The 14,646-nt window shown below is 49.5% G+C and carries 14 protein-coding genes; 11 read left to right on the top strand and 3 right to left on the bottom strand.

Features of this window, described 5'->3' with window-relative positions; all coding sequences use genetic code 11:
• Positions 1–82: 82 nt before the first annotated feature.
• From dxs to ACVLR6_RS12665, 8 genes are all read left to right on the top strand, one after another.
• Positions 83–1,993: a 1-deoxy-D-xylulose-5-phosphate synthase gene (gene dxs / locus ACVLR6_RS12700; protein ID WP_455995365.1), complete on the top strand. Its 1,911-nt coding sequence runs from the start codon at positions 83–85 to the stop codon at positions 1,991–1,993.
• 112 nt (positions 1,994–2,105) lie between these two features.
• A complete protein-coding gene (locus ACVLR6_RS12695; protein ID WP_034597976.1) occupies positions 2,106–2,936 on the top strand; it encodes an inositol monophosphatase family protein in 831 nt (276 codons plus the stop codon).
• Positions 2,937–3,393: 457 nt separating this feature from the next.
• Positions 3,394–5,178 carry a DEAD/DEAH box helicase gene (locus ACVLR6_RS12690; RefSeq protein WP_005180331.1) on the top strand — a complete coding sequence of 595 codons (1,785 nt, stop codon included), beginning with the start codon at positions 3,394–3,396 and terminating at the stop codon, positions 5,176–5,178.
• A 389-nt stretch (positions 5,179–5,567) separates the two neighbouring features.
• The gene (locus ACVLR6_RS12685) at positions 5,568–6,389 is read left to right on the top strand and encodes an ABC transporter ATP-binding protein (RefSeq protein WP_005180329.1); all 822 of its coding nucleotides are present in this window, start codon (positions 5,568–5,570) and stop codon (positions 6,387–6,389) included.
• Positions 6,386–7,165: a lipid asymmetry maintenance ABC transporter permease subunit MlaE gene (mlaE, locus tag ACVLR6_RS12680; RefSeq protein ID WP_005180328.1), complete on the top strand. Its 780-nt coding sequence runs from the start codon at positions 6,386–6,388 to the stop codon at positions 7,163–7,165. The genes ACVLR6_RS12685 and mlaE overlap by 4 nt, the downstream gene beginning before the upstream one ends.
• Entirely contained in the window at positions 7,165–7,836 is a 672-nt protein-coding gene (gene mlaD, locus ACVLR6_RS12675; protein WP_075168244.1) for an outer membrane lipid asymmetry maintenance protein MlaD, read from the top strand. The genes mlaE and mlaD overlap by 1 nt, the downstream gene beginning before the upstream one ends.
• Before the next feature lie 18 nt (positions 7,837–7,854).
• Entirely contained in the window at positions 7,855–8,487 is a 633-nt protein-coding gene (locus ACVLR6_RS12670) for an MlaC/ttg2D family ABC transporter substrate-binding protein (protein WP_005180322.1), read from the top strand.
• Positions 8,488–8,498: 11 nt separating this feature from the next.
• On the top strand, positions 8,499–8,786 hold the full coding sequence (locus ACVLR6_RS12665; protein ID WP_045795311.1) for an STAS domain-containing protein: 288 nt from the start codon (positions 8,499–8,501) through the stop codon (positions 8,784–8,786).
• A 139-nt stretch (positions 8,787–8,925) separates the two neighbouring features.
• On the opposite strand, the gene ACVLR6_RS12660 is transcribed toward ACVLR6_RS12665, so the two are convergent.
• Positions 8,926–9,939 (bottom strand): CorA family divalent cation transporter, encoded by a 1,014-nt coding sequence (locus ACVLR6_RS12660; RefSeq protein WP_005180320.1) that lies wholly within the window; start codon positions 9,937–9,939, stop codon positions 8,926–8,928.
• Positions 9,940–10,091: 152 nt separating this feature from the next.
• Between ACVLR6_RS12660 and ACVLR6_RS12655 the strand changes: the two genes are divergently transcribed.
• Both ACVLR6_RS12655 and ACVLR6_RS12650 read left to right on the top strand, forming a co-directional pair.
• A complete protein-coding gene (locus ACVLR6_RS12655; RefSeq protein WP_005180318.1) occupies positions 10,092–10,685 on the top strand; it encodes an LOG family protein in 594 nt (197 codons plus the stop codon).
• Positions 10,686–10,687: 2 nt separating this feature from the next.
• Positions 10,688–11,089 carry an NUDIX hydrolase gene (locus ACVLR6_RS12650; RefSeq protein WP_455995362.1) on the top strand — a complete coding sequence of 134 codons (402 nt, stop codon included), beginning with the start codon at positions 10,688–10,690 and terminating at the stop codon, positions 11,087–11,089.
• A 22-nt stretch (positions 11,090–11,111) separates the two neighbouring features.
• On the opposite strand, the gene ACVLR6_RS12645 is transcribed toward ACVLR6_RS12650, so the two are convergent.
• Both ACVLR6_RS12645 and recG read right to left on the bottom strand, forming a co-directional pair.
• The gene (locus ACVLR6_RS12645; protein ID WP_160232300.1) at positions 11,112–11,747 is read right to left on the bottom strand and encodes a ComF family protein; all 636 of its coding nucleotides are present in this window, start codon (positions 11,745–11,747) and stop codon (positions 11,112–11,114) included.
• Positions 11,734–13,779 (bottom strand): ATP-dependent DNA helicase RecG, encoded by a 2,046-nt coding sequence (gene recG, locus ACVLR6_RS12640; RefSeq protein WP_005180314.1) that lies wholly within the window; start codon positions 13,777–13,779, stop codon positions 11,734–11,736. Before recG ends, ACVLR6_RS12645 begins: the two co-directional genes overlap by 14 nt.
• A gap of 33 nt (positions 13,780–13,812) precedes the next feature.
• On the opposite strand from recG, the gene ACVLR6_RS12635 reads away from it, so the two are divergent.
• Positions 13,813–14,628 carry an SDR family oxidoreductase gene (locus ACVLR6_RS12635; RefSeq protein ID WP_455995360.1) on the top strand — a complete coding sequence of 272 codons (816 nt, stop codon included), beginning with the start codon at positions 13,813–13,815 and terminating at the stop codon, positions 14,626–14,628.
• Positions 14,629–14,646: the final 18 nt, after the last annotated feature.

Here is a 14,646-nt window from a genome sequence, read left to right as displayed (position 1 = left end):
TGGTACAATTCGACTATATGATCGAGTAACTCCCCCTTGACCTAGCTTAGGTTTTGCCAGGCTTTAGAAGGCTTTGCCACATATGTTGTATACAGAAATACCGACTCAACGCCCTGTAACACCGTTGCTGGATAGCATAGATCATCCACAACAATTACGTTTACTCGCGCAAAGCCAGTTAGCACAAGTGGCAGATGAGTTACGTCAATTCATTTTGTATGCAGCAGGGCAAAGTGGCGGGCATTTCGGTGCCAATTTAGGGGTCATCGAACTGACTGTGGCCTTGCATTATGCGTTTAAGACGCCACATGACCGTCTGATCTGGGATGTCGGTCATCAGGCTTATCCGCATAAAGCCTTAACTGGACGCCGTGAACAGCTGACCACCATTCGAGCCAAAGATGGTCTGGCCGCGTTTCCGGCCCGTGAAGAATCTGAATTTGATACCTTTGGCGTCGGACATTCATCCACCGCGATTTCTGCCGGTTTGGGCATGGCGCTGGCTAGCCGTTATCAGCAGCAGCAGCGTGAAGTGGTGGCAATTATTGGTGATGGTGCCATGACCGCCGGAATGGCCTTTGAAGCCATGAATGATGCGGTGGCGCATCAGGCCGATTTAATGGTCATTTTAAACGACAATGATATGTCAATTTCCTGCAGCACCGGTGGTTTTGCCAAACATCTGGCGGCGCTGTGGCAGCGCGGCGAAAGCGTGCATATTGATGCTGCTGGCGAGGCCTATATCCAGCCACATCCCGAGTGGAACTACACCTCACGTTTGCATTGTGCTGCAACCGATGCGGCCGATAATTTATTTAAAGCCATTGGTTTTGATTATTTTGGTCCTTTTGATGGCCATGATGTTGATCAGCTGGTCAATGTATTCCAGGCGCTGAAAAAGCGTAAAGGCCCGCGTTTAATCCACGTTTATACCAAAAAGGGCAAAGGCTTTGCCCCGGCAGAAGCGGACCAGATTAAATATCACGCAATTAGTAAAATCAACAGCAGCGCGTCTGCAGCAGCGGCACCTAAATATTCCGATGTTTTTGGCCAATGGCTATCTGATGAAGCTGCACAAGATTCACGCCTGCTGGCGATTACTCCGGCCATGTGCGAAGGTTCGGGCATGGTGCAGTTTGCCAAGCAATATCCGGAGCGTTTCTTTGACGTAGCCATTGCTGAACAGCATGCCGTGACCTTGGCGGCCGGAATGGCCTGTGAAGGTTTAAAACCGGTGGTCGCGATTTATTCGACTTTCCTGCAACGTGGTTATGATCAGCTGATTCATGATGTGGCGCTGCAAAATCTGGATGTCACCTTCGGTATCGACCGGGCCGGTCTGGTCGGTGAAGATGGTCCAACCCATGCCGGAGCCTATGACTATGCCTACATGCGCACCGTACCGAATATGGTGATCATGGCGCCGAAAGATGAAAATGAATGCCGCCAGATGCTACACACGGCTTATCATTATCCGGGGCCGGCAGCGGTGCGTTATCCACGTGGTAATGGCGTTGGAGTCGAAATTCAGCAGCAATTGAACCTGATGGAGATCGGTCAGGCAGAAATTGTGGCGCGTTTTAATGAACAGTCGGATGAGCAGATTGCCATTTTGGCCTTTGGTAGCCGGGTCTATCCGGCCATTGAAGCAGCACAGGCATTTGCAGCCCGGCATGACATTGCCGTGCAAGTGGTGAACATGCGTTTTGTGAAACCGCTGGATGAAGCCATGATTGAACGCCTGGCTGAAAACACCCAGCTGTTTGTAACCGTAGAAGAACATGCAGTGATGGGCGGCGCGGGCAGTGCCGTCAGTGAATATCTGGCCAAGGCTCAGCTGGTCAAGCCTATTATTCACTTAGGCCTGGATGACAGCTTTATGCAACAGGCCACACATAGCCAGATGTTGCAGCAGGCCGGTCTTGATGCCGCCGGTATCGAGCAGGCCATGACCCAGGCCTGGAACAAGCTGACCGAGAGCGTTTCATCCTGAAGCAATAAATTTTAGAAACATTTATTCCCCAAAAGCCCCAATATTTGCTAAAATGTTGGGGCTTTTATGCATTATTCTTTATCAGTATCTTCAAATTTGTAGTGGGTGTTCAATGGAACCTATGGTGGTGATGGCTGCGCGTGCGGCTCAAACAGTTGGTCAAGAGCTTTTAAAAGCGCATCAGAATCGTCATAAACTCGATCTACAAGTCGAAGAAAAAGGAATTGATGGTCCAGTAACGCGTGTTGACCGTTACCTGGAACAGTTGACCATCGATACCCTACGTAAAAGCTATAAAAATCACAGTTTCTTGGGTGAAGAGTTCGGTCTGCAAGAAGGTAAAGGTCATGACGCCGATTGGTGCTGGGTGATCGATCCTTTAGACGGTACGCTTAACTTCATCAACGGTTTTCCGCATTTCTGTATCTCTATTGCTGTTCAGCACAAAGGCGTGACTCAGCACGGCGTGATCTATGATCCAGTCAAAGACGAATTGTTCTCTGCCAGCCGTGGTCGTGGTGCCATGCTTAATCAGCGCCGTATCCGCGTGAATGTTAAAGACAGCCTGGAGAATACGTTCCTGGCTGTGGGTCATGCTTACCGCGCCAAACGTAATGGTGAAGTGGTATCGTATGCCAAAAACCATTTCGAATCATTATTGAACGTGACTGAAGCTGGTGCGCAATATCGCCGTGCAGGTTCTGCTGCGCTGGATCTGGCTTATGTGGCAGCTGGCCGTTTAGATGGCTATTTCGAGCTGGGCCTAAAACCGTGGGATATCGCAGCGGGCGAGTTAATCGTCAAAGAAGCTGGTGGTACTGTAGTGGATGCACGTGGTGGCAGCGATTCTATGGACAATGGTCAGGTACTTGCGTGTTCTATGAAAATGCTGAAGCCTTTAATGAAGGCAGTAGTACCTGCCTGGGGCGACGCGGCAAAATAATAGACGCATTGAGTGAAATGACAAGGCTTGCTCCCAAGCCTTAAAAAACAGCCCGCCCAGTCGGGCTGTTTTTTTTGCCTGTTATTTGTGCTTGATTTAATTCAAGTTTAACGACTGGTACAGAAATTAACGCAAAAGTTGATTAAATTAGATGACTTTTAAAATAATCCTGCTATAATCCGCCCACGCACTTAATTTCCGTTCATTACCTGAACATTTCTCTTCTAATCATTGTGTATGCGCGTGCGGTCCAAAGAGAGGACGATATCTCGCGCCCCAATCGCTAAAGCGATTCCTTCAGGTTAAGCCGTAATCATGCGTGCGTTATATCAACATCGTCGTTACTCGGATCGCCGCTGAATTCTTAAATTTTCAGCGTTCAATGCTGTGCCGCTTTTTGCCGATGTCCATTTGACTTTATTATTATGGAGCACCCAATTCTCGGGTGAAATACTCTATGAGCAAAACTTTTGCTGATTTTCCTCTACACGAAACTTTACAACAAGCGTTAGACGCTCTTGGCTTTACTGCGCCTACGCCTGTACAGGAACAGTCAATTCCTGCGGCATTAGAAGGTAAAGATCTTCTTGTATCAAGCCAAACCGGTTCGGGTAAAACTGCAGCGTTCCTTCTCCCAACGCTGAACGCACTTGCAAACCAGGACACATTCGTTCCGTTTAAAGAACGTATGAAAGCCATTACTCAGCCATCTATTCTGGTACTTTGCCCAACACGTGAACTTGCTCAACAGGTGAGCCAGGACGCGATTGCATTTGTACGTCACATGAAAGGTGTTCGTATTGCTGCGATCATGGGTGGTATGCCTTTTGGTAAACAAATTCAACAGTTAAAAGGTGCACAAGTGGTTGTAGCGACGCCAGGTCGTCTACTTGACCTTGTGAACCGTCGTCAAATCAAACTCGACAAAGTTAATGCGTTAATCGTTGACGAAGCTGACCGTATGCTGGACCTGGGTTTCTCTGAAGATCTGGAAGCAATCAGTGATTTGGCTGCAAACCGCGAACAGACTTTAATGTTCTCTGCGACATTTGCACCACGTATCATCACGCTTGCTGAACGTATGATGAATGAGCCAGAACGTATTGCGATCGAAACCGGTCACTCTACCAATACGGACATTACTCAGACTTTACACTGGACTGATGGCTTCGAGCACAAGAAAAAACTGTTGACGCACTGGTTGAGCGAACAGGATCTTGATCAGGCCGTTGTATTCGCTTCTACCCAAGAAGATACCGATATGCTGGCTGAAGAACTGGCTGAAGCAGGTCACTCAGTTGTTGCGCTGCATGGTGCAATGCCACAAACCGTTCGTAACCGCCGTTTACGCAGCATTCGTGAAGGTCGTGCCAAGATTTTAGTTGCAACTGACGTTGCAGCGCGTGGTCTGGACGTACCGACTATTTCTCACGTGATTAACTTCGGTCTGCCAATGAAGAACGAAGACTATGTACACCGTATTGGCCGTACTGGTCGTGCCGGTCGTACTGGTAAAGCGATTACTTTGGCGACTTACCGTGAACGCGGTAAAATTCGTGCGCTTGAAGATTACTTAGATGCACGTTTAGAAGTATCTGAAATTGAAGGTTTAGAGCCATCTCCACCTCCAGCACGTCCACGTCGTGACGGCGGTCGTGGTGGTAAACGTGACGGTGGTCGCGGTGGCCGTGGTGGTTTCGGCGGTGGCCGTCGTTTTGAAGGCGAAAGCAACTTCAAACGTCGTGAAGGCGGTGATGACCGTCCACGTCGCAGCTTCGACGACAAACCACGTGGCGAGCGTCCATTTGGTGAAGACCGTCCACGTCGTGAATTCAACAGCGATCGTCCGCGTCGTGAAGGTGGCTTTGGCGACCGTCCACAGCGTTCTTTCGATGACCGTCCACGTCGCGAATTCAACAGCGACCGTCCACGTCGTGAAGGTGGCTTTGGTGACCGTCCACAACGTTCTTTCGATGATCGTCCACGCCGTGAATTCAACAGTGACCGTCCGCGTCGCGAAGGTGGTTTCAATGAGCGTCCACGTTTTGACAGCAATGATGACAACCGTGGCAACCGCGTAGACTACAAACCACGTCGTGAAGGTGCTTTCGGTGACCGTCCTAAGCGTGATTTTGGCGACCGTCCAGCGCGTTCATTCGGTGAAGATCGTCCACGTCGCGAGTTCAACAGCGACCGTCCACGCCGTGAAGGTGGTGACCGTCGTCGTAAATTCAACGACTAAGTTGAACTGAGCGAATTCAGAAAACCGGTGCTTGCACCGGTTTTTTATGCGAGAAAATTTGAATTTTGATGAGGAAAATGTATACTGGTTCAAGTTTATTTAAGAATATATTAAGCGATGTCTCATTATCGTTCGCACAAACTGCCCGGTGTGTCATCTATGAAAGAGGTGCTTATGCCATATATTTTTTTGGTTTTGCTGCTCTGTAACCTCATCTTTTTTATTTACAGAACTTTTGCCTAAGCTGCATCTCTTTGTTTCTACACTCAAATTAGACCATAATAAAATTGTACAACTTGTACACAGTTTTAAAGAATTTCATAGATAACAATTTGTTCTCCAATCCTTTATAGTATGCATGCTGAAAAAATGCAGGAAAATCCTCAGCTATGAATAATCAGACACCTCTACAGGCGCCAGCACTGATTGAAGTCAATCACCTGAGCTTTAAACGAGGGGAGCGGGTCATTTACGACAATGTCAGCTTAAAAATTCGACGTGGGCAGATTACTGCAATTATGGGACCGTCAGGCACGGGTAAAACCACCTTGCTGCGTTTAATTGGCGGGCAGCTCACTCCGGATCAGGGTGAAGTGCTGCTCGATGGTAAGAATATTGGGAAAATGTCACGTCAGGAGCTGTTTGCAGCACGGGCGCGAATGGGCATGCTGTTTCAAAGCGGTGCCTTGTTTACCGATATGACGGTTTATGAAAACGTGGCCTTCCCGATTCGTGCACATACCCGTTTACCCGAACATCTTATTGCCGAACTGGTGGCTTTAAAGCTGGAATCGGTGGGTTTGCGTGGTGCCGAGCAGCTCATGCCGTCTGAACTGTCTGGCGGGATGAACCGTCGTGTGGCTTTGGCGCGTGCCATTGCGCTGGACCCGGAACTGATTATGTACGATGAACCTTTTGCCGGTCAGGACCCGATTGTGATGGGCGTATTGACCCGTTTAATCCGTTCATTGCGTGAAGCACTGGATTTAACCACCATTATTGTGTCGCATGATGTGGCCGAAACCCTATCCATTGCCGATTATATTTATGTGGTGGCGGAAGGGAAAGTGCAGGGTGAAGGCACCCCAGAACAATTAAAACAGCATGCCTCGCCTTTTGTACGTCAGTTCTTAACCGGTTCAGTTGAAGGCCCGGTCGACTATCAGTTTAGCCATCAACCCTATTTAAGTCATGAGGTGCATTCAGCATGAATGCGATTGCTGCATTAGGACGCCGTGTGATTGAGCGGGTACGTGGTATAGGCGTTGCCACATTAATGCTGCTCCAGATTTTATTTTCAATGCCAACCTGGATTGGCGTGAAACTGTTTATTTACCAGATGTACCGCGTCGGGGTGATGTCACTGCTGATTATTGTGGTGTCGGGTTTATTTATTGGGGCGGTGCTGGGCCTGCAAATGTACAGCATTCTGGTGACCTTCGGCAGTGAAGCCATGCTGGGTACTGCTGTGGCCTTAACCTTGCTGCGTGAACTGGCACCGGTGGTTGCGGCCCTGTTATTTGCTGGCCGTGCCGGTTCTGCTTTAACTGCTGAAATTGGCCTGATGAAAGCCACCGAACAGTTGTCCAGTATGGAAATGATCGGGGTGGATCCTTTAAAACGGGTCATCTCGCCACGTTTATGGGCCGGTATTTTCAGCTTGCCGATGCTATCCGTGATTTTTGCTGCAGTCGGCATTATGGGCGGTAAATTCGTTGGGGTAGATTTTTTAGGCGCCGATGAAGGCTCTTACTGGAGCGGTATGGAAAGCACCGTGCAGTTCTATAAAGATATCTTTAACGGCACCATTATTAAAAGTTTTGTTTTTGCATTAATTTGTACCTGGATTGCGGTCTACCAAGGCTATGCCTGCGAGCCTACGTCTGAAGGTATCGCGACATCTACCACGCGTACCGTGGTGTATTCATCGCTTTGTGTTTTAGGTTTTGATTTCGTATTGACTGCGGTCATGTTCGGAGGTGTTTAATGAAATCACGTACTAGTGAGCTGGCCGTCGGTGTTTTTGTCATTCTGTTTGGTATTGCTTTATTCTTCCTGGCGATGCGGGTCAGTGGTCTGGTGGGCACCACCATTCAGGACAGTTATTCCATGACTGCAACGTTTGACAATATTAACGGGATTAAACCACGTGCCAAAGTGGCTTTAAGCGGGGTTAAAGTCGGGCAGGTCGAATCTATTACTTTAGACCCGGTGACGCGTCTGGCCACTGTGACCATGATTCTGGATGGTGAGCTGACCACCTTTAATCAGGAACAGTTACAACAGGTGCAACAATATGCCCTGGAAGAGTTGCGTTACAGCAGCGAATACAGCGAAGCCGATCCTGCGCAACAAAAAGCAATGGAAAAGCAACTGTTGGATAACATGACCTCCATCACCAATATCGATGAAGATGCTTACATAATGGTAGCAACCAATGGTCTTTTGGGTGAGAAGTACCTGAAGATTGTACCGGGTGGTGGTCTGAATTATTTAAAACGTGGTGATCAAATCAGTAATACCCAAAGCACCATGGAAATTGAAGACCTTGTGACCAAGTTTGTGACCGGTGGCGCAGGCAACAAGTCATCATCCGATAACCCGGCAGATGAGACATCCGCTGAAACAACAGATGCAGAAGTGTCATTTGTTGAGTAATTGAGAGGAGAAATTTTAGTGAAGACATTGTTCAAACAAACCTTGACCGCAAGTGTTTTGGCCACGCTGGTGGCAGGTAGTGCATTTGCTGCACCAACCGAAACTCCTCCCGCATTTATCAAGAAAGTGGCGGATGGCCTGATTTCGCGTTTAAAAGCCGATCATGCCAAATTGCAAAATAATCCGGCCTTGGTGAAAACCATTGTGCGCCAGAACCTTGATCCGTATATCGATTCGCAAGCCTTTACCCGTATTGTGATGGGAACCTATGCGACCAATCAGTACAGTTCGGCTGCCCAGCGTGCCCAGTTTGAAAAGAATTTCCGTGAAACCCTGATTGAAAACTATGGTTCAGCCTTTGCGAAATTCAGCAACCAGACTTATACCTTACGTCCGTATAAAGCCAGCAACAGCAAGAACCCGGTAGTGACCATCGACTTTAACAACAAAGGCGAGAAAATTCCGGTATCGTTCCAGCTGGTCGATAAAGGCAATCAGTGGAAAATCCGTAACATCAACGTATCCGGGATTGATTTAGGTCTGCAGTTCCGTAACCAGTTTGCAGCCAACGTCAAACGTAATGGCGGCAATATTGATAAGGCGATTGCGACCTTTAAACCAGATGCAGAAGCTGCGGTTGATAAAAAATAATAGGACGTGCTGTGATTGAATATGTAAATCAGGAACTGCGGGTTTCCGGGAAAATTGACTTTAACAATGCCGAGCAGTATTACCAGCAGGGGCTGCAGCTGATTCAACAGCAGCCCGCCCCGGTGGTGGTGAATCTGGCCGAACTTGAGCAGGGCAGTACCCTGGCTTTGGCTGTGCTGGTGCGCTGGTTAAGACAGACCCCGGATGCGCAAGGGCTGGTCTTTAAAGCCGTCCCGGAAAAAATGATGAAGATTATTCAATCCTGTCATTTGCAGGATGATTTACAGCTCAGCGCTTAAACAAAAAGCACCTCAACTGAGGTGCTTTTTTATGGCATTAAGTTTCTCGCTTGACTCAAGGGAGGTGAGGAGGGATAGAAGATTAGCGAAACCAGCCCTCTCTCTAACTCTCTCCCTCAGGGAGAGAGGACATGTCGCATTAAATCCATTTCTTCCATCTGAAGTAAATCAGCGGCCCGATAAAGAAGCCAATCAGGATAATACTGACAATAATAAAACTGGTGGTGCCTTTGGCAAAAGGCAGTACGTCGGTGTTCATGCCATAAACACTGGCCACCAGCATTGGCGGTGCCAGCATACTTGGTAAAATCGAGAAGCGACGGATGGTGTCATTCTGTTCGGTGTTAATGAAACCCGAAGTAGTATCGAGCAGGAAGCGTACTTTCTGGAACAGGAAGGCGTCGTGTTCGACCAGCGAGCGTACATCTTCACTCAGTTCACGGATATCGGCATCATAAATATGACTGCCCAAGGCACGTGGACGCGCTAAAAAGGTCAGCACACGGCGTAAATCAATCAGACAGAGCTGGGCTTTTCCAAGCATATCTTCCAGTTGAGCCAGCCGGGTAATCATGTCATCAAGGTCTAAAATCATTTCCCGGTGGCGGTTATTCAGCACTTCGGTGGAGTATTTTTCCAGGTCCTTGTGGATATCTTCCAAGATATCCGCAAGCTCATCCAGCTTGGCTTCTAACAGACCGAGCAGCACCCAGGTCGGGTCTTTATAATCAATTTCATAATCATTGCGCCGTGCACGGGCACGAAAGGCACGAAAGGCCACCAGTTTTTCACCGCGCAGGGTTAGCAGGCGGTCCCGGTTTAAAATAAAGGCAACGGTTTGTACCGTGGCGAGAATACTGGAATTTTCTTCCGATTCATCATCGACCTGATAGTTTTTATTTTTCGTTAAAAAATAGGTGCTGATGTGTAAAACCCCATCATCATCACGGTAAAATCGGGCAGATGAGGAAATGTCTTCCAGGGACTTTAAGGTGGGTAAATCCTGCCGGTAGGCGTCCATGACCCACTGTTGTTCTTCTTGTGAAGGGGCGATCAGGTCAATCCAGACCAGTTCTGGATGCAGGTCGAAGCCGCCGTTGATGGTGGCATCTTCCAGACTACCGCGCTCTGTGGCGTAAAAGGCTTCAAGCATTAGTCTTTTCTCCCTTGCGCAGTATGGGTTTTATTGATGGGTGTATTTTAGACAAGGATTTGATTAAAAACACTGTTTGAAGTGCTAATTTATTTAAAAAACCAGCTCAAGGGTATATTTGCGGCATCATAGCCGCTGAACATGGTGAAAAAATGACAAATTCAATTGCAGTCTTCTGTGGCTCGGCTTTAGGTTCCGATGCGGTTTTTGTGGACACGGCGCAGCTGGTCGGGCAAACGATTGCAAAACAGGGCAAAACCCTGGTCTATGGTGGTGGTCGCTCCGGGTTAATGGGCGTGGTCGCAGACAGTGCCTTGCAGGCCGGTGGTGCCGTAATTGGCGTGATTCCGGAGCCGCTGGTTGATCGCGAGCTGGCCCATCCCGGTTTAACCGAGCTGCATGTGGTGAAGAATATGCATGAGCGTAAAACCAAAATGTCAGAACTGTCCGATGCCTTTATTGCCATGCCAGGTGGTGCCGGCACACTGGAAGAAATTTTTGAGCAGTGGACCTGGGCCCAGCTGGGAATTCATTTAAAACCGAATGCCTTTTTAAATGTTGAAGGTTTTTATGATGATCTGCTGCGCTTTATTCGCATGACTACTGACAAGGGCTTTACCCATGCACGTTTTACCGAGGCGTTAATTGTGTCTGATTCTATGGATGAGATTTTAAGCCAGTTTGAACGCTTTCAGGCACCTGAACCGAAATGGGGTATGGCCGACCGTCAGGCCTTGGTGAAATAAATATGAACACCATTACCGTAGCTGCGGCCATTATTCTGAACGAGCAGCAGCAATTGCTGCTGGTACGCAAACAGCACACCCAATGTTTTATGCAGGTTGGCGGCAAGCTGGAAAGCAATGAGCCACCGGAGCAGACCATCTGCCGGGAAATTGCGGAGGAAATTGGCTGTCAGGCCCGGATTAAACAGTTTGTTGGCCGTTTTGAAACCGCTACAGCCAATGAGCCGGATCATCGTCTGGTCAGTTATGTTTATTATGTGCAGCTCGATCAGGACCCGCAGGTTCAGGCGGAAATTGCGGAAATGAAATGGATTGAACTGGAGGATAAGACGACACGTCTGGCACCGTTAACCACAGAAGTGGTGATTCCCTGGGTGAAACAGCATCTGTTACAGTCGGCTTAAGGCTGGCTGTTTTTCAGATGATTTAACCATCGGCACTGGCAATACACACCGCATAGACCTTGTGACAGCCAAGTTGCTCCAGCTGCTGTTTCAGTGCACGAATTGAGCTGCCGGTGGTGACCACATCATCAACAATTAATACCCGGCGATAAGGCCGGCCGGCATCGGGTCGCAGCTGGAATTGCTGGTCCAGATTTTCCAGTCGTTCCAAGCGGCTTAAGCCTTTTTGACTGTGTTGATGGCGCCGTACAACCGGTTGCCAGATTGGTAGCTGTAAATGGCGTGCCAGCACCTGAGCCAGCAGCAGGGTATGATGATAGCCACGCTCTGCCAGTCGCTCGGTTGCCACCGGCATCGGGACAATGGCCTGTACCCGTGGATAGGTCAATTCACACAGGCTGCCCGCCAGTAAAGACTGATAATGCAGTTGCTGCTCATATTTGAATTGCTGAATCATCCGGTCGACTGGATAACGATAATGACAGGCCACCTGAATCTCGGTTTCCTGCCGGTAGACGTTTGCTTTTAACCATGGCAGTTGCTGCAAGCAATCTGCACAGACCCGGTACTGCTGCTGGGCCGCACTGCCACAGAGCTGGCAGGGCAGTAATTTTTGTAATAGCGTACGGCTATGCGCCAGCAGCTTAAACATAGGCATAACGTGGTGCTTCCGGCAGCCAGCGTTTGAGCAGGGCCTCGGCCTGCTCGGGATAATCTTTCAGCATCTGCTGGGCCACATAATGTGCCTGATTCAGTAGATGATCATCGCGTTCCAGCTTGGCCACCCGAAAGCCCATATCGCCGGTTTGTTTGGTGCCCAGCAACTCCCCGGGGCCGCGTAGTTCCAGATCTTTTTCGGCAATCACAAAGCCATCATTGCTTTCTCTTAAAATCCGCAGCCGTTCCTGGCCGTTTTGCGACAGCGGATGCTTATACAGCAGGGCACAGAAACTGGCTTTGGCGCCCCGACCGACCCGGCCACGCAGCTGATGCAATTGCGACAGCCCTAAACGCTCGGCATTTTCAATCACCATAATTGAAGCATTCGGGACATCGACGCCGACTTCAATCACGGTGGTGGCAATCAGCAATTGTAGCTGGTTGTCTTTAAACTGCTGCATCACCGCCTGTTTGTCATCAGCCTTCATTTTGCCATGCACCAGACCAATATTCAGTTCCGGAAAGCGTTCCTTGATTTCAGCAAAAGTCGCTTCGGCAGCTTGCGCATCCAACGTTTCTGACTGTTCGACCAGGGTGCAGACCCAATAGGCCTGTTTGCCTTCGGCACAGTTGCTGGCAATACGCTGTAGTACCTGTTCGCGCCGGTCCAGTGGAATGGTCACGGTCTGAATCGGGGTACGGCCCGGCGGCAGCTCATCAATAATGGAAGTGTCCAGATCGCCATAGGCGGACATCGCCAGCGTACGTGGAATTGGGGTGGCGGTCATCACCAGCTGATGCGGAGTCATGTGATTCAGGCCCTTGTTTCTTAAGGCCAGCCGCTGATCGACCCCAAAGCGGTGCTGCTCATCAATAATCACCAGTCCCAGCTTGGCAAATTCGACATTGTCCTGAAACAGCGCATGGGTGCCGACCACCAGCTGGGCGCTGCCATCCTGAATAATCTGTTCGGCGCTGGCGCGGGCCTTGCCTTTCTGTTTGCCAGAGAGCCAGGATACGGTCAGTCCCAAAGGTTCAAACCAGCGTTTAAAGTTTAAATAATGTTGTTCAGCCAGAATCTCAGTCGGTGCCATCAGCGCCACCTGCCAGCCTTCTTCCAGTGCATGACAGGCCGCCACCGCCGCCACCAGCGTTTTGCCGGCGCCGACATCACCTTGTACCAGCCGCAGCATCGGCTTGTTTTGTTTCAGGTCCTGGATAATTTCCTTGGACACCCGTTTTTGTGCGCCGGTCATGCTAAACGGTAAACCGGCCAGTAACTGCTTGGCCAGACGTTGGCTGGGCGCAAAAGCTGGCGCTTCAATCTGCTGGATATAAGCGCGGCGGGTCAATAAACTGACCTGATGTGCCACCAGTTCCTCAAAAATCAGCCGCTGCTGGGCCGGATGCGAACCCTGACCAAGCTGCAGCATATTGGCACTGGTTGGCGGCTCATGGATATATTCTAGCGCCTGTTTCAGTGCATAGCCGTTGGTAAATTTTTCCGGCAACAGTTCCGGCAGATCATCACTGTGCTGTTTCAGCGCCTGTTTGACATAGTCGCGCAGTTTGGACTGGGTCAGCCCTTCGGTGCTTGGATAAATCGCCGTGAGCTGGGTTTTCGGTAGCGGAGTATGCTCGCTGATCAGCTGGATTTCCGGATGATACATTTCCAGACCACGTGCGCCGACCCGGACTTCACCAAACACGCGCAGGCGGTTGCCGACTTTGGCACGGTCGGTTAGGCCTTTATAAATATGATAAAAACGTAAGGTGACTTTGGCGCTGTCATCATCCAGCAGAATTGCCATCGACTTGCGTTTGCCGGGTGGGAAATCGACCCCTTTGACAATGCCTTCCAGTAAATAGCTGCGGCCGACGTTCAATTGGTTCATCGGAATGATCGTGCTACGATCTTCATAATCACGCGGCAGATGAAACAGTAGGTCATCTGTGGTGAAAATATTCAGTTTTTCCAGTAACGCGGCAGCAGCAGCGCCAACGCCTTGTAATTGATGGACTGCGGCCATGTCCCCTCAACAATGGTAATGAGCAAGTGGGTTATGCATATTTTATTTATCGGTTATGGTAAAACATCTGCACGTGTGGCTAAACAACTATTTCAAGCTGGCCACCAAATTACCACAATTAGCCGCAGCCGGAAAAGTGATGCGCATGCAACGCATCTGATTCAGGATGTGCAGCAGCTGGATTTAAGCCAGCTGGCGCCAATTGACTGGGTCTATGTGCTGCTCAGTCCGGGCCAGAGCACGCCGGAGGCCTATCAGCAGACCTATCTGGATTCGGTGCAACCAATTGTAACGGCGCTGGCAGCGCATCCGGTGCGTCGTATGGTGGTGGTGTCATCGACCCGGGTGTATGGACAAAATGCCGGGGAATGGATTGAGGATACCACACTGCTTCAGCCGCCAGATGCACAGGCAGACATTCTGCTCAAGATGGAGCAGGCCTATTTAAGCGCTTATCCGGAGCGTTGCACCATTATCCGGCCCAGCGGTATTTATGGCAGCTCAATCGCAAGGATGGTCAAGCTGGCGCACACGCTCACTGAATATCCAAACCGGCACTGGTCTAACCGGATTCATATTGATGATCTGGCGCGTTTTCTGGCACAGATGATTCACGTGGAACATCTGCAGGAGAGTTATATTGTCAGTAATGGTCAGCCGCAACTGCTGCATGAAGTGGTGCAATGGTTTCAGCAGCAGCTACATCGGCCGTTATTAACCCTGACCAGTCCGCACGAAACCGGCAAGCGGATTCGACCGAAACGGATGCAGGACAGTGGTTTTAAGTTACAGCATGATGACTGTTTTCAGGATTATCTGGCCCTGTTACAGCAAACGGATGTGAACTAAGGATTTTTCATTTTATTG

This window comes from Acinetobacter sp. T63, assembly GCF_053852345.1.
The sequence above is the reverse complement of the archived record's forward strand: the minus strand, read 5'-3'. Positions and strand labels throughout refer to the sequence as shown.